We start from the raw sequence: 25,770 nt of genomic DNA, 5'->3' as shown, positions 1-25,770 counted from the left end.
TAAGTGAGTCTGGCGTTTTCACAACAACTGATGCTCTGAAGCGGAACTATCATGCTGGATACTTTATTTAAACTAACCGCCCACGGCACCACTGTGCGCCGCGAAGTGGTGGCGGGGCTGACCACGTTTTTCACGATGGCCTATATCATTTTCGTCAATCCGGCGATGCTGGCCGAAGCCGGTATGGACAAAGGCGCGGTGTTTGTCGCCACTTGTCTGGCGGCCGCTGTGGGTTCGATGTTGATGGGCGTGATTGCGAACTATCCAATAGCGCTGGCGCCGGGTATGGGCCTCAATGCCTTTTTCACTTATGGCGTGGTGCTTGGCATGGGCCACAGCTGGCAGACGGCTTTAGGCGCTGTGTTTATTGCCGGCGTGCTGTTTTTGCTGCTGAGCCTGTTTAAAGTGCGGGAGTGGATTATCAATGTGATCCCGCGCACGCTGAAACTGGGGATTGCCACTGGTATCGGTGCTTTTCTGGCGATGATCGCGTTGAAAAATGCCGGCATTATTGTCGCCCATCCAGCGACACTGGTGACGCTGGGGGATTTAACCAGCGCCACGCCGTTGTTATCGATTCTGGGCTTTTTCCTGATTGCCGCCGGCCATGCCCGTGGCTGGCACGGTGCTGTGCTGGGAGTGGTGCTGCTGATGACCGCGGTTGCACTCTGGCGTGGTGATGTGGCTTATCAGGGCCTGGTGGCAATGCCACCGTCGTTAGCGCCAACTTTCCTGCAAATGGATATCGCAGCGGCATTGGATGTGGCGTTGCTCAGCGTCATTTTTGCTTTTTTATTCGTCGATATTTTTGATAACTCCGGCACTTTGCTGGCGGTGACACAAAAAGCCGGCCTGGCGGATAAAGACGGTAATGTTGAACGTCTTGGCGGCGCATTAGCGGCGGACAGTCTGGCGGCAGTGGCCGGTGCTGCGCTTGGTACGTCTACCACCACCAGCTATGTTGAAAGTGCAGCTGGCGTCGCGGCCGGTGGCCGGACCGGACTTACTGCGGTGGTGGTCGGACTGTTATTTGCGCTTTGTGTGTTTATTGCGCCGCTGGCGGCGATGGTGCCGGTCTACGCGACGACTGGCGCGATTTTTTACGTCGCGGTGCTGATGTTATTTAACCTGCAAGAAATCGACTGGCACGATATCACCGAAGCGGCACCTGTTACTGTGGTGTTGCTGCTGACGCCGCTGACGTTTTCGATTGCGCATGGTATCGCGCTGGCGTTTATCACTTATGCGCTGACCAAAGCGCTGTGCGGTAAACACCGCGAAGTCAGCTGGAGTATCTGGCTGTTGACGGCGTTGTTTGTGCTGAAGATTGTGTTTTTAAGTTAGAACTCAGCCAGAGCGGCGTCTCAGACGCCGCCGGCGATTTTCAGCCGTTCTAATTCACAGGAAATTAGAAACTCCCAGCTTTCCAACTGGCGTTTGGCCTGTTCCGGCGTGTCGCCCCAGACATACAGACCATGACCGCGCACCAGCACTGCGGATCGCAGTTCGCCGGCGCGCTGGCGCAGCTGTGCAGCCAGTTCCGGCACTTGCGGCGCGTTGTCCAGAATGACCAGCTGCACCGCCTGATCGGCATGCTCACAGCCGGCCAGGCCTTTTTGCATCTCATAACCGCTTATTGGATATCCGTCGGCGCGGATCACGCGGGAAAACACTGTGCTGCTGAGCGAATGCGAATGCAACACCGCTTTACACTGCGGAAAAAGCTGGTACAGCGCAACATGCAGCGCGGTGTCTGCAGCCGACCCGCTGCTGCAGCGCAAATCGCCATCGGCCCAGCTGACGGTACGCAGATCCTGCGGGCTGAATTCGGCATTGTCTTTGTGGCCTGTAACTAAACAGCTGTGTTCCGCCGCCCGGATCGACAAATGACCACTGGTAGCTGGTAACCAGTTTTTTTGTGCGATCCAGCGGCCAATAGTGCAGAGCTGGATGGCATATGGATTCAAATGGTGGCTGGTTGCTATGTTCATCTTTATGTTTAGACGTCTATACGTGAAACTGTCTGGAATGATAGCATCGGATAAAAAACCGGCCAAGTCGTTTTTCGCCTGTCGGGCCAGCTGCTGGTCGGATAGTCGGGTGCGCCCTGAAGTGCTAGCATGGCCCATTCGTAACGCAGCGCAGTGAAGGCCCCCTGATGGAACTGAAAAGTAAATTACCGACGGTCGGGACGACCATTTTTACGCGGATGTCGCAGCTGGCGCAGCAACATGGCGCGCTGAATTTGTCGCAGGGCTTCCCGGATTTTCCGGTCGAACCCCGTTTACTCGCCGAGCTGCAGCAACAGGTAATGGCCGGGCGCAACCAATATGCGCCGATGCCGGGCGTGTTAGAACTCAGACAACAAATCAGCGGCCTGATCCAGCGCACTTATGGCGTGCAGGTCTGTGCTGAGGCCGAAATCACCATCACCAGCGGCGCGACTGAAGCTTTGTTTGTTGCCATTCAGGCCGTGGTACGCAGCGGCGATGAAGTGATTGTATTTGACCCGGCCTACGATAGTTATCAGCCGGCAGTCGAGCTGGCTGGCGGAAAAACTGTGCATATTCAGCTTTGTGCGCCGGATTACCGCGTCGACTGGGCTGCCGTAGAGCGTCGCATCAGTGACCGCACCCGGCTGATAATCGTCAACAGCCCGCATAATCCGACCGGCATGGTGTTTACTGAGCTGGACTGGCAGGCGCTGGCGGATCTGGTGCAGCGTCACGGCCTGTTTTGCATCAGTGATGAAGTCTACGAACATATGGTGTTTGATGGCCGGGTGGCGCAAAGTGCGCGGCAATATGCGGCGCTGGCCGAGCGTAGTTTTATCGTGTCGTCTTTTGGCAAAACTTTTCATGTCACCGGCTGGAAACTGGGTTATTGCACAGCGCCGAAATTACTCAGCGTAGAGTTTCGCAAAATCCATCAGTATGTGACTTTCTCCAGCTTTACCCCGGCGCAATATGCCATCGCGGAATTACTCGATACAGCGCCAGAGCTTGTGACTGGCCTTGCGGCCTTTTATCAGCACAAACGCGACAACTTCCGCCAGTTACTCAGCAGTTCGGCGTTGCAGCTGTTGCCTTGTGAAGGTACCTATTTTCAGCTGGTGGACTATAGCGCGGTCAGTAACCTCCCTGATCTGGAGTTTTGTGACTGGCTGACCACCGAAGTGGGTGTGGCTGCTATTCCGCTGTCGGTATTTTCTCGGCAGGAACAAGACAGCCGGATCATCCGGTTTTGTTTCGCCAAACAGCCCGACACATTAGCGCAGGCCGCCTCCAGGTTGCAGACGCTGCGTCAATCCGGCCAATAAGGAGCTTTCGATGTCCACAGCCGAAGCTTTAGACGTTGCTATTATCCAGACCGAACTGGTCTGGCAGGATGCCGCCGCCAATCGTGAATTACTGCAACCTTTGTTATGGCAGGCGTCTGGCGCTGATTTGATTATTCTGCCAGAGACTTTTAACAGCGGCTTTTCTATGCAAAGCCAGCACATCGCTGAAACCATGCAAGGCGCTACAGTGCAGTGGCTGCAGCAGCAGGCGCACCAGCTTGGCGCGGTGATTTGTGGCTCTATGGCGGTGGCGACCGATGCTGGCATTTACAACCGCTTGTTGTGGGTGCAGCCGGAAGGCAAAATCGCTTATTACGATAAACGGCATTTATTCCGCATGGCCGGTGAAGATTTACATTACCAGCCGGGCCAACGCCGGGTCATTGTTGAATACAAAGGCTTTCGTTTGTTGTTGCAGGTCTGCTACGACCTGCGGTTTCCGGTGTTCTCCCGCAATCAAAATGATTACGACGCAATACTTTATGTGGCGAACTGGCCAGCGGCGCGCAGCCGGATCTGGAGCACTTTATTGCAGGCGCGGGCGATAGAAAATCAGGCCTATGTGCTGGGGTGTAACCGGGTTGGCGTTGACGGTAACGGCCATGGCTACAGCGGCGATTCGGTGATCCTGAATTATCTGGGAGAGCCGCTGGCTGAACTGCCGCCGGGTGAAGCCGGGGTTTTGCGCCACCGGCTGGATTTGCCTGCACTGCAACAATTTCGCCGGCAGTTCCCGGCGGCACTGGATGCCGATGCATTTAGTCTGACAGCTGAATAAGTTTCAGCTGATGGCGCCACCTGCGGTGTGGGCCGTTTGGCCGGGCTCAACAGTATATTTGCAAGACAGGCACGAGACTTTGCGGTTGGCTTTTGTTACAAAGGAAAAGCACAAACCGAAATAAAAACAAAGGCGTACCTATGTTTCAAACATTTAAGTTCACCACTAAAGTCACGTTGGCAGCTTCAGTGCTGCTGGTTACCGTACTGGGTTTGTTTACCATCAATAACTTTGTATTGTTACGCGGGCAGACGCATGGCCAGCTTGAGGCTGTGCTGACCGAAGTGTCGGAGTCCGTGTCGCGTAATATTGCCAACTGGCTGAATGCACGGCTGCAAATAGTCAAAGCTGTCGCCGACGGCCATCAGGCCAGTGATGACAAAGCTACGACTATCCGCCGTTTGCAGGATGCCCGCAGCGCTGGCGGCTTTAAAAACGTTTATATTGGCACCGCAGACCGGACCTTTTTGCTGGACGACCCTTCTATCCAGTTGCCGGCAGATTATGACCCGACCGGCCGGCCCTGGTATCAGCTCGGCGAGCAAAAACGCGATACCGCATTTACCACCCCATATATTGATGCAACCACCAATGACCTGACCCTGACCGCAGTAGTGCCGGTACAAAAGGACGGACAGTTCAGCGGGGTGGCCGGTGGCGATGTCGATATGCAGACGATTAGCCGCATCGTCAATGAAATTGATTTCCTCGGCTTTGGTTTTGCCATTTTACTGGACGAACAGGGCCGCATTCTCAGCCACCCGGACAAACAACAAAATGACAAACCGATGGCGGCGTATTTTGGTAAAGCTTTGCCGCTGCAAAAAAGCTTTGCTGAAATCAGTATCGCCGGGCAGCAGCGGTTGGTGTCTTTTATCCCGGTGACCGGCATCAAAAACGTCAACTGGTATTTAGGCGTGGTGGTCGATCCGCAGCTGGTGTACGCCTCGGTCGACACATTCCGCAATATGGCATTGCTGTACATCATCCTCGGAGTGATTGCGATAGTGGTGCTGATGAAACTGCTGTTGCAGGGACTAATGCGGCCTATGGTGGTGCTGAATCAGGCGATTGAAGACATTGCGCAGGGTGAAGGGGATTTAACCCGCCGCCTGACTGTGCAGAATGATGACGAGTTTGGCCGCTTGTCGCATGCCTTTAATCAGTTTGTCGAGAAAATCCATAGTTCCATCCGTCAGGTGAAAAGCACCACGGCGAGCCTTGATCAGTCTATCCACAGCCTGGTGCAGCAAACTCAGTCCACTATGCAAATGTACAGCGAGCAAGTGCAGCGCACTGATAGCGTCGCTACCGCGATTAACGAGTTATCCTCCAGTGCCGCCGGTATCTCCGGCAATGCCGGGCAGGCATCTGAGCTGGCCAGTGCGGCAAATCAGACTGCAGCCCAAAGCCAGCAGGTGTTGAACCAGAATATTCAGGCAATTGAGGCCTTGGCAGCCAAAATGGCTGAAGCGCAGCAAACCATGGATAGTCTGGAGCAATACACCGCCAGTATCGGCCAGGTGCTGGAGGTGATCCGTGGGGTGTCAGAGCAAACCAATTTATTAGCACTAAATGCTGCGATTGAAGCGGCGCGGGCTGGTGATGCCGGCCGGGGCTTTGCCGTCGTTGCAGATGAGGTGCGGCAACTGGCACAGCGTACGCAACAATCGACACAGCAGGTTCAGACTATTATTGCCCAGTTGCAGGCCGGTTCAGCCAGTGCGGTCAGTGTGATGAAGGCCAGTATCGCTGATTCCGGGCGCAGTGTGGCGCTCGCCAGTGAAGCCGGCACACGCATGCAGCAGGTCAATCAGGCGATAGACGCCATTGATGGTGCTAATCATGCGGTCGCTGATGCCACTGAGCAACAAAACAGCGTGATCCATTCGCTGGACCATGATATTCACCAAATCAGTGCCCTGTCGGCACAAGGGCAGCAGAATCTGCAGGCGACCTTGCAGGAGTGCCGGGCCTTACAACAGCAATTTGATCAGCTCGAAGCCATGGTGCTGAAATTTAAGGTGTAATTGCGTCAGTAAATGGAAAAATAAAAACAATAAAATGTAATATTTTTGATTGTTTTTTGCTTTTCCATTCGCTAACTTTGCTGCTTTATTAATCTGGGTTGCAGCAAATAAGATGAGAAAGGGATTTTTATTCAACGGCTTATGTTTGTTATTGCTGAGCGGTTGTGGCGGCGGTCGCGGCGCTGCGACCAGTAACAAACCGGACATAGTACAAAAGCAGAATACCGCGCCGGTGATTACGGTTGCGCCATTACAAGGCTGGTCCGGCAGCAAACTGGAAGGGCGTTTGCAGGCGAAAGACGCCGAGCAGGATGCCATCAGTTTCCAGCTGGTACAGTCCCCGGCCTTTGGTAAGCTCGATTTACAGGCCGATGGTAGTTTTCGTTATGAAATCCCCGCGTTATTGCCGGCCCGCACTGTCAGTTTTAGTGTGACTGCATCAGATGGTCAGCTGAAATCAGCGGCCGCCGTCTTTGATATCAATTTAGCCCCAAGTCCGGGCAAACCTCAGCCTGTTCCCGCCAGTTATCAGGTCAGCAAAGGCCGGCAGTTCAGCGGCAAGTTACAGGCGCAAACAGCTGAAGGGGAGAAAGTCCGGTTTCAGGTGCAAAAAAATGCCACTGGTTACTTCAGTGCCGACAGTGCCGGTAATTTTGTTTATATGGCGCCACGTCAGGCCAAAGAGCTGACCGACATCGTTGAGATCCGGCTCGATCATGCGGAGAGTCCGACGGCACAAATCCAATTCAGTCTGAGTGATGCACAAAACCAGTCGCCGGTGGCGCAGCCGGCTTTTGTGCAGGTCAAAACTGGCCAGACACAAACTGGTCAGCTGCAGGCGATAGACCCGGACGGCGACAAGCTGAGTTTTAGTCTGGTCGACAGTGCTGCCAGTCCTTACCTGCAGCTACAACCGGATGGCCGTTTTCAGCTGGATGCCAGCTATAAACCCGGCGCTGAGCCGCAGCAAATCCGCTTCCGCGTGCATGATGGCAGTGCTTATTCAAGCGAAGCGTTGCTGACTTTATTGCACAGCGCCAAAGCGGGTAACCCTGACCCCTTGCCGGCACAGTTTTCTGTGCTGAAAGGCCAGACGCTGACCGGGCAGTTGCCCGCTCTGTACCATCCGGATGATCAGGTCAGGTTTGTCTTATATAGCAAGCCTAAACATGGTGAGTTCAAGGTTAGCCAAGATGGATTGTTTAGTTATACCGTCAGCAAAAAAGAGCCAGCCAGTACTGACCAGCTGGAGTTTTATCTGGTGTATGCAGACAAATCGACTATCGGCGCCAAAGTGACCTTTCAATTGCTAGACCCGCCGAATACCGCACCGCAGGTGAGTCCGCAACATTTTACCCTCAGTAAAGGCGCCAGGTTCCAGGGCCAGTTGCAGGCGCTGGATGCCGACAATGACGTACTGACCTTCAGCCAGCTCAGTACGGTGCCTGTAGGGCAATTCAGTCTGCAGGAAAATGGCCAGTTCAGTTATTTTGTCGACCGGCAGGAAACGGTAACTCAGGTACAGCTAGACGTGCAGGTCAGTGATGGCAGCTTAAAGAGTTACCAGCAGTTGGTGCTCAACCTGACACCTTTTGTCAATCAGGCACCCGTAGTTGAACCGCTGCAGCTTGTTGTGCAGCAGGATCATTTTGTTGATGGTCAAGTGCACGCAACGGATGTGAACAATGATCCGCTGAGTTTTGCTGTGGTGACACCTCCCACAGCAGGCGAACTGCAACTGCAACCGGATGGCAAATTCCGATATCTGGCAGCTGCCGGGTCGCAGGCGAACCAGGCTTTTAGTGTACAAGCTTCGGACGGCAGCCTGAAGTCAACCACAGTGCAGATCGAGCTGAAAATGCAGCCGCGGCCGGTGTTGTCTGGCAGCAGCTATCAATTATTCGGTGAACCGGGCCAGTCGTTAGCTGGCAATATCCGGCAGAGCGATGTACCGGTAGTGGGGGGGCAGCCACTCGCTGGTGAATTAAGCTTGGTGTTGGCGCCCCGGCAAGGCAAAGTGCAGCTCGAACCCGGTCGGTTTAGCTATACGCCGGCCAGCAATACCGTGCTAAAAGACCGGTTTGTTGTGCAGTTTCAGGATGCAGACGGCAAACCCCGTCAAGCCCGGATTGAGCTGGATTACAGTGAACAGTCTTTGCTGCACAATGATGCGAGCAATGCGGCCCTGGCGCCGGAATGGCAAAGCGTAGCGGATTTTCCGCCTGAGCTGAAACCAATTCTGGACGGTAAAGACCCATTTACTGAGATCAGTGATCACAGCCAGACCACTGCTTATCAGGCGCTACGTGCATTGGATTCGCTGATATTGCGCGGTGACAGCAGTGATTTATTGCTCTATCGGCTTGGGTACTATCTGCGAAGTTACTATTTTAAAGCCAATACCCTCGCAGATGATGTCTGGCAACCGGCACAGTGGCAGCAACTGACGACTGTTGGCCGTCATTTGCAACAAATGCCGGGTTTTTACAGCACTTCGCTCAGCGGCGCACAGCTGCAGCGGTTGTATAGCGACGTGGTGTACATGTTGCAATATCACAGCACGATGGAAACGGAGCGGCTCCAGTCCATGTCACCGGTGTTGCTGGCGGTCAGTCTGTATCAACGGCCAAACCTGACCAAGCTGCCTTATGAAAATGCGAAGGCCTTTTATGAACTGATGGATTATCTGTACCGGCTGTTGTATGCCAACTTTGAAGTTTCAGCACCTGTTTTTCTGCTTGAACGCGTGAGCCAGCTGTTAATCCAGCTTGGAACTACTCAGCCGTTGATTGAACCGAATAATTCCAACCCGTTCTGGATCCTGAATAACCTGAACAATGTCGCAAGCAGTTTGTGGTACAAGAGTTCAGATCCGCAAAAGCCACAGGTGATTGCAACGCTGGCGGGTATTTACCGGCAGGCGCTGCCAGCCTGGACCGCGTCGCAGCAACAGCAGTTACGGGCGCGGTTTTATGGCCATTTCTTACAGCGTTCTCTGGGGTATCGTGAGCCAGAACAAGCATTGAATTTGTGTCAGGGATCTTTGGCAGATGTATGTCTGAAACTGAATATCGCGGATGTGTTAGCGGGCTCAGCCCAATGCGCAGTGCCGGTTCGGCTGACTTATGATCAGCTCGACAGCGACCAGCGTCAGGCGGTCTGTGGCGCGCTGGACCAGACCACCAGCCGTTTCCATCAGCTGATGAAAACCGCCAATCAGCCATTGCCGGATGACCACAATGACGAACTTGAAGCGGTGATCTTCAACAGCTCAAGCCATTACCAAGACTATGCTGGCTTGTTGTACGGCATTGATACCAATAATGGCGGTTTGTACCTGGAAGGCAATCCGGCCGACCCGCAAAACCAGCCGCGTTATTTTGCTTATCAGCAGGTGACGGATAACAAGTGGTGGGTGTGGAATCTGGAACACGAATATACCCATTATCTGGATGGTCGTTTTATCCAAAAAGGCGATTTTCCAGCGTCGCAGCAGATGATTAACAGCTGGTGGGCGGAAGGTCTGGCGGAGTGGGTGGCCTGGGGCGACCAGTTCCCACGCGGATTTGCTGTGCTGCGCAATACGCCGGCGGACAAAAGGCCGGATCTGAATACTTTATTCCGCAACAATTATGAAAACCGTGACCTGACGTATCACTGGAGTTATGCGCTGCATTATTACCTGGTGAAACAACAGCCTGCGTTACATCTGGCAATGGCTGACTGCTTGAAACAAGGCAATGCACATTGTGTGCGTGATTTGGAAAATCGTCTGGTAACTGAACATAGCGAGCCATTTGCCCGTTTTGTGCAGGCGCTGGTGGAGCAGCTGAATAAGCCTGGTGCAGCAGATACCCTATACAACCTGCAGCAATTCAATGAGGAGTTGCAGCGACTGGATGCGCATAGTCTGCAACATCTGCAGCAGCGATCGTTCCCGGCGCAACGGCCGCTGCGTCCGGCGGAGCGGCCAGACCGCGAGTTACATCGTTAAGCGCCACGACTAGGCTGCGTCGCCCGGCGCAGCTTCGTTTTTTACGAAACTTCACGAACTCTGGTTGTTTTCTCTACAAACGCTGCCGGTTAAGCGCTTACATGGTTATAATAGCCGCTTAGCCATCTGATTTGTTTGTCCGGAGTTCAGCTTATGTCCCGTTTTCACCCCACCGCGATGATTTTTGGTGGCTTTTTTCTGCTCGGGATCCTGATCATTCTGTGGGGTATTCTGCTACCTGATTTGAGTCGTGAACTGCAGCTGGAGCCGGCGCAGAGTGGCTGGTTTTTCATGACCATGGCGTTGGGCACTATCAGCGGTGCTTTTATTGGCGGCAAATATGTGCAGAAGTTTGAGTTCCTGCGTTTATTTGCCGTGTTGGCGCTGACAGAAACCGTGATATTGCTGGGTATTTCACTGCTGCAACAACGCTGGCAGCTGTTTGCCGGCATCTTTTTGTTTGGCCTGCTGGCTTCTGTGATGTTCACGATAGGCCACACGCTGATCGCCCGTCTGCATGCCAATAAACGCGCCAAAATGATGGGGCTGATGGACTTTATGTTTAGCCTTGGCACGCTGGCCGCGCCGTTTATGGTCGTAGTGCTGTACTGGTGGCAGGACGACTGGCGCTGGCCGGTTCGGTTGATGGCGTTGAGTTTAGTTGGGTTGGCGGGTTATGCGTTCTGGTTATCCCGGCAACAGCTGGAGTTGGCTGGCTATTCCGACACTGTGCGACGCAGTTTGTCTTACCGGGCTGTGCTGAAAAAACCAGTGTTCTGGGCGCTGGCCTTTGCCATGTTTGGTTATGGTGCTGTGGAATGGGGCAATGGCAATTGGTTTGTCAGTTACGCTAGTGCGGCTCTACCTTTTGATACCGAGCAGGCGCGGCTTATCTTTGCATTTTTCACCGGCGGTATGGTGATTAGCCGCCTCGGTTTTGCCTGGTTTATTCCGCTGCTTGGCAGTAAAAAATTGCTGCGCATCCTGATCCTGTTGATGTTCAGCGGTGCTCTACTGGTGAAAGTGATGGACAGTGCAACAGGGCTGGCGCTGGGTAACTTACTGTTGGGTCTTGGTCTTGGTGGTGTTTATCCGCTGTTGTTGTCGACGGCGATGGATTTGGATGCCGACAATGGCCCGGTGTTGTCGGGATTGTCGAATATTGCCAGCTCACTCGGTTGTCAACTAGCGGGTTTGGGTACCGGATTGTGGGCGCAACACGCTGGTATTGGCCAGGCTTTCTGGATGTTGCCGCTGCTGGCCGTCTGGTTATTTGCGTCGGTCTGGTGGTTCAGCCGGCTGGCGATCAAAGCAGCCGGCTGAACGCATGGCCTCAGTTCCCGTCGCCTGGTGACGTTTGGCTTTGCCAGACCTGTTGCCAGTTCAGCCGGCGGGTACTGAGCATCAGTACTGCTAAAGTGGCGAATAACAGCAGTGTGCCACTGAGCAGGGCAAAAGTTTCTGCCTGCAAAATCAGATATAAAAGGCCCTGCAGCAGCAGATAAGCGGCTGTGACCGCCAGACTGCGCTGCAGACTTTGCAATACCGCAGCCAGATAGCCATATAGCAAGAACGCACACGCCAGACTCGCCAGCCAATAGGCCGCCAGAAAGCCAACTAGTTCAGACAGTGACAACAGCAGTAAATAGAACATCACCAGCGTGAGCCCGACCAGTAAATAATGCATCGGATGTAGCTGGAAGCGGGTAGGGCTCAGCAATTCCGCCAGATAAAACCAGGCAAAACTAAGCACTATCACCAGAATGGCATACTTGATGGCCCGTTCGGTTTGCTGATAGGGGTCGACTGCTTCAATCAGACTGACACTGAATGCCTGTTCCGTCAGTGCTTTACAGCTTGGCTGGCCAAAGCAGCGGCTTAGCTCCAGTCCGGCCGGGTTAGATAATTCACTGCTTTGCCAGCTGGCAATAAACCCGGACGGACTGATTTCACGTTGAAGCGGCAGGTAACGGCCCTGAAACGCCGGATCCGGCCAGTTACTGCGCAATTGCCAACGACTGCTGCGTGCGACCGGCAACACACTGAGACTGCTGCTGCCCTGCAGTTCCACCGACAGCTCCAGGTTCATTGCTTGCTGCAGCTGGCTCACCGGCAGCGGCAGGTGAAAACCTTCCGGCAGAAAACTGAGTTTACTGCCGGAAGCAAATTGCTGCAGTTCACCATTCAGTTTGAGTTGTGGTAAGCGGGTAAAACCGCGGCTGTCATTGACGGCGAAACTGATCCAGGCGGCCTTTATCCGGGGTGCATCAGCCTGCCCTGCTGCGGTATTGGCCAACAGTTCGGCCGCAATCGCGGTAAAGCTGGCTTTAATCTGATGCTGACTCTGATAAACCCTTGCACGGTATAAACCGCGGCTGCGTTGTTCGGTCTGCACCTCGCTGCTCAGTTGTAGTTCGTCGGGCTGTTGCAGCAGATATTGGCGCTGGACACTGCTTTTGTCTGTGGACAGAACCGGCATGGCTTCAAGTTCCAGCACCAGCAGCGGCCCGCTCAGCAACTGAGGACCGCTACTGCTGTCGGCAATTTGCTGTTGTACCTGCTGATTGAGTTCGGCACGTTCCAGTACCAGATTGTGGATCACACCGACCGGCAGCCAGAGCAAGGCTATCAGTGCGGCGACCAGAATTATTTTATGTTTCAGCATTGGGATTCCTCCGGGGTTTTGCCTGATCACGGCGCAATTGTCGCGCCTGGCAGCAAACCCCGGGTGGAGCCGGGCTGGAGCTTATGTGGAGTTTTGATGGAGTTTTTTCACAGCGACGGCAGCCAGATGCTGATCTGAACCCCGTCGGGCAGATTCTCAAATTGCAAATCTCCCTGATGCAGCGCGAGCACCTGACGGACAAAACACAACCCCAGACCGGTGCTTTTGCGACCGGCATTAGCGCTGCCGGCCGGCCTTGGCAGTGAGAAAAATTTTTCACCAAGCCGCGCCAGGGCAAAGTCCGGGATCTGCGGTCCCTGATTGGCCAGCTGCAGGCATAATTTCTGCTGCTGTGATTGCAGCGTCAGTCGCAGCCAGCCGCCACTGGGCATAAAGTCCAGCGCATTATCCAGCAAATGTTGCAGCGCCTGACGTAACAGCGAGGCATCGCCGGCCAGTTGTTGCGGTGTTAGTTCAAGTTGCAGCTGCACCTGCATTGTCGCAAGTCTGGCACTGTTGCTCTCCAGCAACTGACGGACCAGCAGGTCCAGTGCGACCGGCACCGGCTGCGGCAGGTGCGGCAGCTGCTCCAGGGCGGAAATGGCCAGCAGTTGCTCACTCAGCCGGTTAAGCCGGTCTGATTCGTTGCGGATGTGGCCGAGAAATTTCTGCCGGTCTGCTTCAGGGAGCGGATTGCCGAGGATTTCAGTGGCTGCCCGGATCGCCGTCAGCGGGCTTTTCAGTTCGTGGGTTAACGTTTGCAGCGCTTCATCACGCAGCGCTTTGCCTTCCAGTTTGGCGCGGAATGTGTCGAGGGCAGTGGCAAGATCGCCAAACTCAAAAAACAGCCGGAATTTGGGTGGCGCCAGCCGCAGTCCGGCATGCAGACCCTGAATATATTGGCGCAAGCGGTTCAGGCCACTTTGCAGACGCCAGGTCAGCAACCCGCCAAACAGCAAGCCCAATAACATCAGGGCTATGCCCCGTTCGAGTAAATAACGCTCGCTGCGATCGATAAATGGTTGCAGGCTTTGATTGCTTTTGGCGAGGGTCAAAACACCAATGATCTGACCGTCCGATGCGCGTACCGGCGCAGCCACATGCATGACAGTCGGTGCGCCCGGCTGGTCGCTGGCCGGACTGGAGCGTGCGCCATACAGACCGCGCAGCGTGCGATACACATCGTTCCAGCGCGAATAATCGGCGCCAACAGCCAGGTCTTTGCTGTCAAATTGTACTATGCCCAGCTGATCGGTCAGGTAGATGCGGTGGTCCGGCGGGGTACGCTGCAGGCCCCACAGCTCTGGCCGGGCACTGCGCTGGCCATATTGGCGCAACATCTGTTCGACTTGCGGGTTCGTCAGCCGGCCTTGGCTGAGATGAGGCGCGACCAGATCGGCCAGATGCTGACTGGCATCAATAAGGCTTTCTTCGCTGGCCTGGCGAAAACCGGGCTTTATCTGTTCGGCCAGTACACTGAGCACCAGATACCCGGTCAGGCCGACAAAAGCAAAATACAACAGGAACAACCGCAGCGCGAACGGCAGCCGCAGATGGCGCCACAGCGGATGGGATGGGTTCAGCATGGGCCGCTGTCCAGCTGACCTGCCGGCACACAGAGATACCCAAAACCGCGTTGTGTCAGCAGATACTGCCGGTCACTGCAACGGCGCAGTTTGGCGCGCAGACTTTTAATATGGGTATCGATATTGCGCTCGTATTGACTGCTCTGCGCAATATCGCCAGCGGCCAGCAACTGTTCACGGCTGTGTACCTGATTCGGCTGCTGCAGAAAATGACTTAATAGTTTGTATTCCAGCGCTGTCAGGTCCAGCACCTGTGCACAGCAGCTGATCCGGCAAACCTGTGGCTGCCAGACAAAATCGCCAATACTCTGCTGAGACTGGTTTTGTTGCGTTGCTGCGGTGACCGGACGCTGCCAGCGTTTGAGATTGGCTTTGACTCTGGCCACCAGTTCGCGTGGACTGAATGGTTTGATCACATAATCGTCGGCACCTATCTCCAGCCCGACCACCCGATCGGTTTCATCATGGCGGGCGGTCAGAAAAATGACCGGGACTTCGCTGCTGCGCCGGATCTCTTTGCAGAATTCAAAACCGTTGCCATCAGGCAGGCCCACGTCGAGCAGTAATAAGTCGGCCTGGGCCCAGCGTTGGCGGGCTTCAGCCAGTAAAGTACACCAGTGCACAGTCCAGCCTTCCGCCTGCAGGCTATAGATCACTGCATCTGCGATGCCCGGTTCGTCTTCCAGTAACAAAATCTGCGTCATTGCCTGTTGCACTCCGTTAGTCGGATAGCATTGTGATAGGAAGTCGGTGCCGGGACAAGTGCGGCCTTGGTGTGGGAAACACGCTGAGCTGGCAACGGTGTTGATATTTTCGCCAGTTAAACCACAGTAGCGCCACAACACTTGATTCTTTTTGTTTTTCGGCGCATAACAGGCTGCCCGAACTATCCTGTGAGATTAAGGATGAACAAAACTATCGATTGGGCAACACTGCAATTACAGGCCAAAGCCGCGTCGGAACAGGCCTACGCGCCTTATAGTCATTTCCCGGTTGGCGTTGCCATTCTAGCCAGCTCAGGCCGGATTTACACCGGCTGTAACGTTGAAAACGCTTCTTATGGCGGCACCACCTGTGCCGAACGTAATGCCATTGCTTCGGCCGTGGTCGCCGGTGAACGTCAGTTTGACGCTTTGGTCGTTTATACCCCGCAAGACAAACTGACGCCGCCTTGTGGCATTTGCCGTCAGGTCATTGCCGAATTCTTCACGCCGGACAGCCCGGTGGCCAGCTGTAACCATTTAGGTGCATTGCAAAGCTGGACCCTGGCCGAACTGCTGCCGGATGCCTTTACGCCGACTTATCTGGCGGCCAGCACCAAGGTTAAATCCTAAGGACTCTTTATGTATTTACCGCAGGAAATCATCAAGTTAAAACGCAATGGCGGCAAGCTACCGGAAGCGGCGATTCAGCAGTTTGTCACAGGCCTGACTGACAACAGTTTCAGCGAAGGCCAGACGGCGGCGCTTGCCATGGCGATTTATTTAAATGGCATGGCGACTGAAGAGACGGTTGCGCTGACCCGCGCCATGCGTGATTCCGGCGCTGTGCTGAACTGGCAGGGCAAACTGAATGGCCCGGTGGTCGACAAACATTCAACCGGTGGTGTTGGCGACAAAGTCAGCCTGATGCTGGCGCCAATGATTGCAGCCTGTGGCGCTTACGTGCCAATGATTGCCGGTCGTGGTTTGGGTCATACCGGTGGCACTGTGGATAAACTGGAAACTATTCCAGGCTACAGCTGCACCCAGCCGTTGGCCGTGATTCAGCGTGAAGTTGCGCGCTTAGGTTGTGTCATTGTCGGTCAAAGCGCCGAATTAGCGCCGGCCGACCGTCGGTTATATCTGATTCGGGATGTGACGGCGACCGTGGAGTCTATTCCGCTGATCACCGCCTCAATTTTGTCGAAAAAGCTGGCGGCGGGCCTCGATGTTTTAACGATGGACGTCAAAATCGGCTCCGGCGCCATTATGAAAAATATCGACGATGCTTCTGCGCTGGCACAAAGCATTGTGAATACTGCCAAAGGCGCCGGCGTACCGACGCAAGCTTTGTTGACCGACATGAACGAATGTCTCGGTAGCAGTGCCGGTAATGTGCTGGAAGTGCTGGAAACGCTGGATTATCTGACCGGTAAATACCGCGAGCCACGGCTGCATCAGGTCACATTGGAACTGGGGGCCAGCATGCTGCAACTGGCTGGTTTATTTGCGGACAAAGCCAGCGCCATGGCGGCGCTGGAGCACAGCTTAACTTCCGGTAAAGCCGCGGAAATTTTCGCGCAGATGGTCTCGGCTATGGGCGGCCCAGCTGATTTGCTGGAAAAACCAGAGCTGTATCTGGGCAAAGCGCCTGTGGTGCAGGATATCGTCGCGCCACAAGCCGGTTATCTGGCAACCAGTGATACCACTGCGGTGGGCATGGCGGTGGTGCGCTTAGGCGGCGGCCGGGCACATCCGGCGCAGGTGATTGACCCTGTGGTTGGTTTCAGCGACGTGCAGGCGCTGGGCTCGAAAGTCGCCGCGGGTGACGTTCTGGCGCGGGTGCATGCCGCATCGGTTGAAGCGGCAGCCAAAGCGTCTGCAGAGTACTTAGCTGCGCTGCAGTTTAGCGACAGCGCCGTCAGCCTGCAGCCGATTGTGCATAAAGTGATTGATTAAATGTGATATTCGCTTACAAAAAGCCTGCAGTCGCAGGCTTTTTTGTTTGGATTGGCGTCTTGTGAAAACGGCATATCATCGGCAAAGTAGCAGCGATGAATTTTTACCAGGGAATAGCTGATGTCAGGCAGTGCATTACTGATTATCGACATGCAACAGGGCTTGTTTGCCGATCGGCTGCCGGATGATTATGCCGCCGTGCTGCAACGTTTGCGGCTGCTGTACCAAGCCGCTCGTCAGGCACAGCGCCCGGTGATATTTGTTTGTCACGAGGCTCCGGATTCTGTGCTGGCTTACCAAAGCCCCGGTTGGCAGCTGGTCGAGGGCTTACAGTGCGCCACAGATGATTTACTAGTGCGCAAAACCACGCCCGATGCATTTTTACGCACCGATTTACATCAATTACTGCAACAGCATCAAATCACCCGCTTAGTGATTGCTGGTTATGCCAGCGAGTTTTGTGTTGATACCACGGTACGTAGCGCTGCCGCCCATGGTTATGCCGTTGATTTAGTTGCCGACAGTCACACCACACATGACAAGCCGCATTTAGCTGCAGCCCAAATCCGTGCCCATCACAATGCGACACTCGGCGCTGTACGTAGTTTTGGCGTGCCGATCCGGCCTGTCCCGGCGGCAGAGGTGGTATTTGCCGACTGAAGCTCAATTCTGCTGGCCTGGCGGTGACTGCCGGTTATTTGTTGGCGTTGGGTTAAATCCGGCGCAACAGCAGCAAATGGCCGCTGTGCTGGCAACATTGCCGCCCTTAGTGAAACCGGTGCCGCTGCAAAATCTGCATCTGACGCTGAGGTTTCTAGGGCAAAGCAGTGAAAGTCAGGCCCGGCAGTTATGGTTGCAGCTGGCGGCGGCGACACTGCCGGCATTCACTGTCAGATTGGACGAGCTGTTATGTTGGCCGGGAGCGAAAGTCTTGTGTCTGGCCGGGCCTGTCACAGACCCGGCGTTACAGCAGCTGGATAAAGTGATTGACCAGGCAGCCGCACTGGCCGGTTATCCGCCGCCGCAACATCAGTTGCATCCGCATGTCACGCTGGCGCGCCAGGCCCGACAGCGGCCGGAGCCGCCAATAACATTGCCGGTGTTATCGGTAGAACCAACGCAGCTGCACCTGTATCAATCCGTCTCCACGCCAGCCGGGGTACGATACCCGATACTGGCGTCATTGCCATTGCAGGCGGGTTACAGCGTATAACTCAGGTGCTGATGGAAGCGGATCACGCAGTCGTCGGTATCACCTTGTAATGCCAGATTGCGACATAACTGTTTCAGCGCTGCTTCGACCTGATTCATAAAACGACCGTAACCCCATTCTGAGCTGTCGTCGCGGCCTGCGGCAAATACCAGATGGACGGTGTCGGGCAAAATATCCGGTTGCCAGTGGCTTTGCAGCTGCAGCAGCGGGCTGGTTAAATCAAAATTCAGCATGCGCAGCTCGCGACCGGCGCGGGCTTTGTCCAAATGACTGTTCCGAACCAGTGGCAAAGTACCATCCGCCACCAACGCAATATGGTTCAGCTGATGCGCGCTGGCGGCTTCGGTCAGCAGCTGTTCAAGCCGGACAAATAAGCCGGACCAGGGTGGCATCTGCTCCGGGTCTACTCCCAGTACTTCTTTGATTTTGCGGCTGAATGGCAGGCTGACGATGGCGTAGTTCATCGTTTGATGCGCTGGCGGCACTTGTACATCGCGGGCCGCATAGCGTTGTTCTAAGTCGCGTAGTTTATAACCGTAACTGTCGTTACAGCCTTTTTGCCGGGCGAATAAGTCATAAGACAAATGCTGATGGTCACGCAGCTTCATATGCTGATCCGGCAGCGGCAGCCGTTGGCGGAATTGTTGTACCACCGCAACCACTTGTTGGTGGAAAGCAGCGGCCTGCGGCCGAATTTCCGTACCGGTCGCCAGAAACAACAGGCTGATCTTGCGGGCGCGGTGATAAGGGTCGACAAAACTGTGCTGCGCTTCGTGATAACGCGGATTATAAAAAAACAGGATTTGGTCCTGGGTCTGAAAGCTGAAAGCTTCTGTGTGATAACGCACGACCGGTAATTTGTCGTTGGCGATAAAACTGACGTGGCGCAGCCCAGCTTGCTGGCACAAGGTGAAAAACAGCTGACCCAATGCTTTGTAACAATGTGCCTGATCTTCATATTGCGCCAGCAATGCTTCGCTGACCTGCAGTTCGGCCAGCAGATATTGGTTATCTTTGGCGGTTTGCGGAATATAAACTTTGTGCAAAGAAGTGTGCATAACAGCTCCGTGTTGAGTCTCAGGATTCGGCGCACAGTGTAGGGATGTTTTCGTTGCAGGAAGTTGTCTTAGCGCAAGCTTTACTGAAAGTCTGGTAAAAAAACAGGGACCGTTTTAGTCCCTGTTTTGTCGATGGCAGCTTAGCGCGGATTAGTGCAGCTTCAACCTTGGCCGGATAATTTTATTAATCCGACCAATCACCGAAATGGCGATAGTGCGCAGCCAGCCATGCAAAGCGACCTGATGCATCCGGTACAATGAGATATAAGCCATCCGGGCTATCCGGCCTTCAATCATCATAGCGCCACCAACCAGATTCCCCATCAGGCTGCCGACAGTGCCAAAACGGCTGAGTGAAATCAGTGAGCCGTGGTCTTTATATTGGTAAGCGGTCTGCGGTTTGCCATTGAGGGCAGCCAGCAGGTTTTTCGCGACATGCGACGCCATCTGATGCGCGGACTGCGCCCGTGGCGGTACCCATTTGTTGTCCGGCAGCGGACAACCGGCCGCATCACCGATGACATAAATCTGGCTGTCGCGGGTGGTTTGTAAGGTCGGCAGTACCAGCAGCTGATTCAGCCGGTTGTTTTCAAGGCCAGCCAAATCTTTCAGGAAATCCGGTGCTTTGATGCCCGCCGCCCAGACCATCAGCTCAGCCGGCAGGAATTCGTCGCCGAGTTGCAGGCCGTGTTCAGTTGCAGCCGTGACTTTGGTTGCGACACGGACATCAACCCCGAGTTTGACCAGCTCCTGATGTGCCGCCGCGGCAATCCGCTCCGGCAAGGCCGGCAGAATACGCGGGCCGGCTTCAACCACAGTGATCTTCAGCCGGTCGCGTTTCATCTCATTAAAACCGTATTGATTCAGCTCTTTGGCGGCATGGTGTAGTTCTGCAGAGAGTTCTACACCGGTGGCGCCGGCGCCAACAATCGCGATATTCAGGTTTTCTTTCGGATGCTGCGGTGAATTCAGTTTGATATAGGCTTCGAGCAATCGGCGCTGGAAGCGATGCGCCTGCGCCGGACTGTCGAGGAAAATACAATTCTCGGCAACGCCCGGGGTATTAAAGTGATTAGAAATACTGCCAATTGCCAGTACCAGATAGTCATAGCTGATACGGCGTTCAGCCAGCACTTCTTCACCTTGCTCGTCTGTCAGCGGGGCCAGGATCACCTGACGCTGCTCCCGGTCCAGCCCGGTCATAGTGCCGAGCTGAAATTCAAAATGGTGCGCACTGGCGTGAGCGCGATAAGTGATTTGGTCAATATCGACATCCAGAGTACCAGTCGCTACTTCGTGCAGCAGTGGTTTCCAGATGTGTGTCGGATTGCGGTCGACCAGGGTAATTGCGGCCCGGCCGGATTTGCCGAGTTTGTTACCCAGACTGGTTGCCAGTTCAAGCCCACCAGCACCACCGCCAATTACAAGAATACGGGGATTTGCCATGTTTCCTAACCTTTGTTTGTCATCGAGATACAAGAGGTGACTCTTGTACACCAACAGCTCCGGGCCCAACTCCCGTGACTGTCAGCGGCGCAGATACCACCAGATATCCACGGCTGGATCCGGCTGTCACTGGTCTGCCACAGCAGCCCAACACCAGTCATAGCCAGTTCCTTTTTCTGCACCTTAGTTATAAAAAAACCGGCACAGAGGCCGGTTTCGGGATTAACTGTTTTTCGCCCGTTTCATCGAGTCGAAGAATTCGTCATTGGTTTTGGTCATCGACAGTTTATCGATGAGGAATTCCATGCAGTCGGTTTCATCCATCGGATTGAGGATTTTGCGCAGGATCCACATTTTTTGCAGTTCTTCCTGGCTGGTCAGCAATTCTTCACGACGGGTACCAGAGCGGTTGAAATCAATCGCCGGGAAGACACGGCGTTCAGCAATTTTGCGCGACAGGTGCAGTTCCATGTTACCTGTGCCTTTAAATTCTTCGTAAATCACTTCGTCCATCTTCGAACCGGTATCAACCAGCGCAGTGGCGATAATGGTCAGGCTGCCGCCTTCTTCGACGTTACGTGCTGCACCAAAGAAACGTTTTGGTTTGTGCAGAGCGTTGGCGTCGACACCACCGGTCAGGACTTTGCCTGAACTTGGGATCACGGTGTTGTAAGCACGGGCCAGACGGGTAATAGAGTCGAGTAAAATGATGACGTCTTTTTTGTGTTCAACTAAGCGCTTGGCTTTTTCGATCACCATTTCAGCAACTTGCACGTGACGGCTGGCTGGTTCGTCGAACGTCGATGCGACGACTTCGCCTTTGACCATCCGCTGCATCTCGGTGACTTCTTCCGGACGCTCGTCAATCAGCAACACCATCAATACACATTCCGGATAATTGGAAGCGATGGATTGGGCGATGTTCTGTAACAGAATGGTTTTACCAGCTTTTGGCGGTGCGACAATCAGACCACGCTGACCACGGCCAATCGGTGAGGCCAGATCCAATACGCGGGCAGTGATATCTTCTTTACTGCCGTTACCACGTTCCATCCGCAGGCGCGAATTGGCGTGTAACGGGGTTAAGTTTTCGAACAGAATTTTGTTTCGTGCCTGCTCCGGGCGGCCGAAGTTTACTTCGTTGACTTTGAGCAGGGCGAAATAACGTTCGCCTTCTTTCGGTGGCCGGATAAGGCCAGAGATGCTGTCGCCGGTACGCAGGTTAAAACGGCGGATTTGGCTTGGTGATACATAGATATCGTCGGGGCCGGCCAGGTAAGAACTGTCGGCAGAACGCAGGAAACCAAAGCCGTCGGACAGAATTTCCACAACACCGTCGCCGTAGATTTCTTCGCCGTTTTTGGCGTGAGATTTCAGGATGGCGAAAATGATGTCCTGCTTGCGCAGACGGGCCATGTTTTCCAGACCCATGGACTCCGCCAGATCAACCAGCTCGTTAATCGGCTTCAGTTTCAGTTCGGTTAAATGCATATTGATGGATTCTTGTGTATCAAAACGGAAAGAAAGCTTTTCGCTGAGCAAATGGGTAAGAGTTTGGATTGGTCAACGAACAAGCGGGTTTTAGAAAAGTTGCTGGATCACACCTTAGCAGGATAAGTTTTGGCCGTCTAGGTCAAACAAAAAAAAGGCGTATAAAAAATACGCCTTTTCGCTGAAGTTCGGTTAGATATTGCTATCCAGGAACTCTTTTAACTGGGTTTTCGACAGGGCGCCGACTTTAGTCGCCGCAACCTGGCCGTTTTTGAACAGCAGCAAAGTTGGGATGCCGCGGATCTGGAATTTTGGTGGTGTGTTCGGGTTATGGTCGATATTGACCTTGGCCACTGTGACTTTGCCTGAATATTCTTCCGCAACGTCGTGCAGGATCGGTGCAATCATTTTGCAAGGACCACACCACTCAGCCCAGAAATCAACCAGCACCGGGCCTGCTGCCTGTAACACGTCCGCTTCAAAGCTGTCGTCGGTCACTTGTAAAATTTTATCGCTCATTACTCTCTCCGCTGGGGCAGGGCCACTGATACTGTGCGGCTGTTCTGCCATTATACCGAACCTGACCGCATTGCCGGTAAGGCCTGAATTTGCTGTTAAAAAACTCGCTTCAATTTTATCCGGACTGTTCCTTATTGCAAGCGCAACGGTTATGCTTAGTGGCTATGAATAAAACACATCTCACGACACATAAGTTTGCCGACTTCGCACTGGCGCCTCAAATTCTCGAGGCCCTGACTGCACAAGGCTACCAATATTGTACGCCCATTCAGGCGCAGACTTTGCCGTTGGCATTAGCCGGCAAAGACATCGCCGGACAGGCCCAGACCGGCACCGGGAAAACCCTGGCCTTTCTGACAGCCACTTTTCACTATTTACTGAATCATGAGCCAAAAGGTTCAGGTCAGCCGCGCGCTATTATTATGGCGCCGACCCGTGAACTGGCCGTGCAAATTCATAATGACGCTGAAGCGCTGGCGAAAAGCGCCGGATTTAAGCTTGCTTTGATTTATGGGGGCGAGGGTTACGATTCTCAACGTCAGCTGCTGGAAAAAGGCGCTGATATTCTGATCGGTACCACAGGCCGGCTGATTGACTACCTGAAACAAGGCCTGTACGACCTGTCGCAAATCCAGGTGGTGGTGCTTGATGAAGCCGACCGCATGTTTGACCTCGGTTTTATCAAAGACATTCGTTTTATGTTCCGCCGCATGCCACCGGCCACTGAGCGCCTGAGTTTGCTGTTTTCTGCCACTTTATCTTATAAGGTGCAGGAACTGGCATTTGAACAGATGAACCAGCCGGAACACATTCATATTGCGCCGGAGCAAATGACCGGCAGCCGCATCACCGAAGAGCTGTTTTATCCGTCCAGCGAGCACAAAATTCCGTTGTTGTTATCGCTGATGGAAGAAGAGTGGCCGGATAAGGCCATTGTGTTTGCCAATACCAAACACTGGTGCGAAGACATTTTTGCCTGGCTCGAGGCCGATGGCCATCGGGTTGGTATGTTGACCGGCGATGTGATCCAGAAAAAACGCTTAAAAATCCTCGACGATTTCACCAGCGGTAAGCTGGATATTCTGGTAGCGACAGACGTCGCGGCCCGTGGTCTGCATATTCCGAAAGTCAGTCACGTATTTAACTTTGACCTGCCGGACGACTGCGAAGATTACGTGCACCGGATTGGCCGTACCGGCCGTGCCGGCGAAAGCGGCAAGGCCATCAGTTTTGCCTGCGAACGTTATGCGCTGAATCTGACTGCGATTGAAGACTACATCAAGCATTCCATTCCGGTCACACAATATGATGCCAGCGCCTTGCTGACAGATTTAGTGGTGCCAAAACCACGCGTGCGTCGCCGGATGGGACAACCAAGACCAGGCCAGAGCCGTACCGGTGGCCGTGGAACGCCGAATGGACCAAGACCAGCTCGCACCCGACCTCGTTGAGACCGGCTTTGTGCTGCCGGCGAGTACACAGCATCAGGATATCTATGCTGTGATTGATCTCGGCTCCAACAGCTTTCACATGTTGATGGTGAAAGTTGTTGGCGGCAGTGTGCAGGTGATAGGCCGGGTTAAACGCAAAGTACGCCTGGCCAGTGGCCTGAATGACAGCCTGGTGCTCAGTAAAAAAGCCATGACCCGCGGTTGGGAATGCCTGGCGCTGTTTGCTGAACGCCTGCAAGACATTCCATCGCAAAACATCCGCATCGTTGGCACCGCCACTTTACGCCTCGCCCATAACGTCAAAGTTTTTCTGGCAGAAGCAGAGAAAATTCTCGGCCATCGTATCGAAGTTATTTCCGGCGAAGAAGAAGCACGGCTGATCTATTTGGGCGTGGCACATACCTCCAGTTCTGACAGCAACCGCCTTGTCATTGATATTGGTGGCGCTTCGACCGAAATGGTCATCGGCCACGGCTTTTCTCCATTGCATCTGGCCAGTCTGCATATGGGCTGTGTCACTTATCTCGACCGTTATTTCAGTGATGGTTTGCTCAGCGAAGACAATTTTAATGCAGCCATTGCCGCGGCAGAAGCAGAAACCGCTAGCATCGCGCAGCAATTTCTCGGTACCGGCTGGCAGCTGTCGGTAGGCGCATCCGGCACTGTGCAGGCGATGCAGGAAATTCTGGTTGGGCAGGGCATGGATGAGGTGATCACGCTGGCGCGACTGGAAACCATCATGCAACAGAGCATTGCCTGTGGCCAAATCGATAAACTGGACATTGTCGGTCTGGCACAGGAACGCAAGCAGGTATTTGCCTCTGGCCTGGCCATTTTAATCGGCTTGTTCCGGCAGTTACATATTCCCGGCATGACCTTGTCCGGTGGGGCACTGCGCGAAGGTATCTTGTACGGCATGCTGCCGCAGCTGCAGCATACTGACGTGCGTAACCGTACGATTGCCAGTCTGATGGTGCGTTATTACATCGACCAGCAACATGCCAACCGCGTCGCTGAAATGGCACTGCAACTGGCGCATCAGCTGCAGGATCAGTGGAATCTGGCCAAGTTTGAAGGCTTGAGTATGCTCAGAGCCGGCGCGTTGCTGCATGAGCTTGGCTTGCTGATCGAATATAAAAATCACCACCATCACGGCGCCTACATAATCAGTCATACCGAATTACCAGGTTTTACCCGGGCGCAGCAACAGTTGCTGATGGCGCTGGTGTTTAATCATCGTTCTGATATTCAGCGCGATGTGATTGCCCGCCAAACCATGACGTCAGTGTTGTTGGCGGTGCGACTGACCCGTTTGCTGCGGCTGGCAGTGATTTTGTCGATGCGGCGTAAACATGAAGCATTGCCGGAAGTGCAGATCAGTGCGCAGGCCGAAGTATTAATAGTAGCGCTGCCCAAAGGCTGGCTGGAGCAACATCCGTTAATGCGCGCAGAGTTGGAGCAAGAAGTGGCTTATCAGCAGGCCGCAGGCTGGCAATTGCAAGTGCGCTAAAGCACCATGTTGCATAACAAAAAGGCCGC

At 54.1% G+C, this 25,770-nt stretch carries 20 protein-coding genes; 12 read left to right on the top strand and 8 right to left on the bottom strand.

The features are described 5' to 3' along the window. The first annotated feature begins 51 nt into the window (after positions 1-51). Positions 52-1,344, top strand: a complete 1,293-nt coding sequence (locus Q399_RS0116660; protein WP_031570443.1) for an NCS2 family permease — start codon at positions 52-54, stop codon at positions 1,342-1,344. Positions 1,345-1,364: 20 nt separating this feature from the next. Here the strand turns inward: Q399_RS0116660 and mtnB are convergent, their stop codons facing one another. Next, complete coding sequence (gene mtnB, locus Q399_RS0116655; RefSeq protein WP_031570442.1) at positions 1,365-1,991, bottom strand: methylthioribulose 1-phosphate dehydratase; 627 nt, start codon at positions 1,989-1,991, stop codon at positions 1,365-1,367. Positions 1,992-2,158: 167 nt separating this feature from the next. Here mtnB and Q399_RS0116650 point away from each other — a divergent pair, with 167 nt between their 5' ends. The 5 genes from Q399_RS0116650 to Q399_RS0116625 all read left to right on the top strand — a co-directional run bounded on the left by Q399_RS0116650 (position 2,159) and on the right by Q399_RS0116625 (position 11,465). Next, positions 2,159-3,319 carry a methionine aminotransferase gene (locus Q399_RS0116650; protein ID WP_031570439.1) on the top strand — a complete coding sequence of 387 codons (1,161 nt, stop codon included), beginning with the start codon at positions 2,159-2,161 and terminating at the stop codon, positions 3,317-3,319. A 10-nt stretch (positions 3,320-3,329) separates the two neighbouring features. After that, positions 3,330-4,118 carry an amidohydrolase gene (locus Q399_RS0116645; protein WP_031570437.1) on the top strand — a complete coding sequence of 263 codons (789 nt, stop codon included), beginning with the start codon at positions 3,330-3,332 and terminating at the stop codon, positions 4,116-4,118. A 140-nt stretch (positions 4,119-4,258) separates the two neighbouring features. Continuing rightward, the gene (locus Q399_RS0116640; RefSeq protein WP_031570434.1) at positions 4,259-6,148 is read left to right on the top strand and encodes a methyl-accepting chemotaxis protein; all 1,890 of its coding nucleotides are present in this window, start codon (positions 4,259-4,261) and stop codon (positions 6,146-6,148) included. A gap of 112 nt (positions 6,149-6,260) precedes the next feature. Further along, positions 6,261-10,142 (top strand): collagenase, encoded by a 3,882-nt coding sequence (locus tag Q399_RS21730; RefSeq protein ID WP_084164438.1) that lies wholly within the window; start codon positions 6,261-6,263, stop codon positions 10,140-10,142. A 153-nt stretch (positions 10,143-10,295) separates the two neighbouring features. Continuing rightward, complete coding sequence (locus tag Q399_RS0116625; protein WP_031570429.1) at positions 10,296-11,465, top strand: MFS transporter; 1,170 nt, start codon at positions 10,296-10,298, stop codon at positions 11,463-11,465. Positions 11,466-11,475: 10 nt separating this feature from the next. Here the strand turns inward: Q399_RS0116625 and creD are convergent, their stop codons facing one another. The 3 genes from creD to Q399_RS0116610 form a co-directional block, all read right to left on the bottom strand. Then, positions 11,476-12,807 (bottom strand): cell envelope integrity protein CreD, encoded by a 1,332-nt coding sequence (creD, locus tag Q399_RS0116620; RefSeq protein WP_031570425.1) that lies wholly within the window; start codon positions 12,805-12,807, stop codon positions 11,476-11,478. 107 nt (positions 12,808-12,914) lie between these two features. Beyond that, positions 12,915-14,393, bottom strand: coding sequence for a two-component system sensor histidine kinase CreC (creC, locus tag Q399_RS0116615; RefSeq protein ID WP_051686092.1), 1,479 nt, complete (start codon positions 14,391-14,393; stop codon positions 12,915-12,917). Continuing rightward, positions 14,387-15,097 carry a response regulator gene (locus tag Q399_RS0116610; protein WP_031570420.1) on the bottom strand — a complete coding sequence of 237 codons (711 nt, stop codon included), beginning with the start codon at positions 15,095-15,097 and terminating at the stop codon, positions 14,387-14,389. Before Q399_RS0116610 ends, creC begins: the two co-directional genes overlap by 7 nt. A 201-nt stretch (positions 15,098-15,298) precedes the next feature. Here Q399_RS0116610 and Q399_RS0116605 point away from each other — a divergent pair, with 201 nt between their 5' ends. The 4 genes from Q399_RS0116605 to thpR all read left to right on the top strand — a co-directional run bounded on the left by Q399_RS0116605 (position 15,299) and on the right by thpR (position 18,266). Then, positions 15,299-15,727: a cytidine deaminase gene (locus Q399_RS0116605; RefSeq protein ID WP_031570418.1), complete on the top strand. Its 429-nt coding sequence runs from the start codon at positions 15,299-15,301 to the stop codon at positions 15,725-15,727. Positions 15,728-15,736: 9 nt separating this feature from the next. Beyond that, positions 15,737-17,053, top strand: a complete 1,317-nt coding sequence (deoA, locus tag Q399_RS0116600; protein WP_031570416.1) for a thymidine phosphorylase — start codon at positions 15,737-15,739, stop codon at positions 17,051-17,053. 120 nt (positions 17,054-17,173) lie between these two features. After that, complete coding sequence (locus Q399_RS0116595) at positions 17,174-17,713, top strand: cysteine hydrolase family protein (protein WP_031570414.1); 540 nt, start codon at positions 17,174-17,176, stop codon at positions 17,711-17,713. Then, positions 17,703-18,266, top strand: a complete 564-nt coding sequence (gene thpR / locus Q399_RS0116590; RefSeq protein ID WP_031570412.1) for an RNA 2',3'-cyclic phosphodiesterase — start codon at positions 17,703-17,705, stop codon at positions 18,264-18,266. The genes Q399_RS0116595 and thpR overlap by 11 nt, the downstream gene beginning before the upstream one ends. Here the strand turns inward: thpR and Q399_RS0116585 are convergent. The 4 genes from Q399_RS0116585 to trxA form a co-directional block, all read right to left on the bottom strand. After that, positions 18,254-19,324, bottom strand: a complete 1,071-nt coding sequence (locus tag Q399_RS0116585) for a DUF3083 family protein (protein WP_031570409.1) — start codon at positions 19,322-19,324, stop codon at positions 18,254-18,256. The genes thpR and Q399_RS0116585 overlap by 13 nt on opposite strands. A gap of 150 nt (positions 19,325-19,474) precedes the next feature. Next, the gene (locus tag Q399_RS0116580; RefSeq protein WP_031570407.1) at positions 19,475-20,770 is read right to left on the bottom strand and encodes an NAD(P)/FAD-dependent oxidoreductase; all 1,296 of its coding nucleotides are present in this window, start codon (positions 20,768-20,770) and stop codon (positions 19,475-19,477) included. Between the two features lie 222 nt (positions 20,771-20,992). Then, positions 20,993-22,261 carry a transcription termination factor Rho gene (rho, locus tag Q399_RS0116575; RefSeq protein ID WP_031570405.1) on the bottom strand — a complete coding sequence of 423 codons (1,269 nt, stop codon included), beginning with the start codon at positions 22,259-22,261 and terminating at the stop codon, positions 20,993-20,995. 192 nt (positions 22,262-22,453) lie between these two features. Then, positions 22,454-22,780 carry a thioredoxin TrxA gene (trxA, locus tag Q399_RS0116570; protein WP_031570403.1) on the bottom strand — a complete coding sequence of 109 codons (327 nt, stop codon included), beginning with the start codon at positions 22,778-22,780 and terminating at the stop codon, positions 22,454-22,456. A gap of 164 nt (positions 22,781-22,944) precedes the next feature. Between trxA and rhlB the strand changes: the two genes are divergently transcribed. Continuing rightward, complete coding sequence (rhlB, locus tag Q399_RS0116565) at positions 22,945-24,231, top strand: ATP-dependent RNA helicase RhlB (RefSeq protein ID WP_031570400.1); 1,287 nt, start codon at positions 22,945-22,947, stop codon at positions 24,229-24,231. Next, positions 24,197-25,741 (top strand): guanosine-5'-triphosphate,3'-diphosphate diphosphatase, encoded by a 1,545-nt coding sequence (gene gppA, locus Q399_RS0116560; protein ID WP_031570397.1) that lies wholly within the window; start codon positions 24,197-24,199, stop codon positions 25,739-25,741. Before rhlB ends, gppA begins: the two co-directional genes overlap by 35 nt. Positions 25,742-25,770: the final 29 nt, after the last annotated feature.

It is taken from the genome of Rheinheimera texasensis DSM 17496 (assembly GCF_000711985.1).
GTDB classification, from domain to species: domain Bacteria; phylum Pseudomonadota; class Gammaproteobacteria; order Enterobacterales; family Alteromonadaceae; genus Pararheinheimera; species Pararheinheimera texasensis.
The sequence above is the reverse complement of the archived record's forward strand: the minus strand, read 5'-3'. Positions and strand labels throughout refer to the sequence as shown.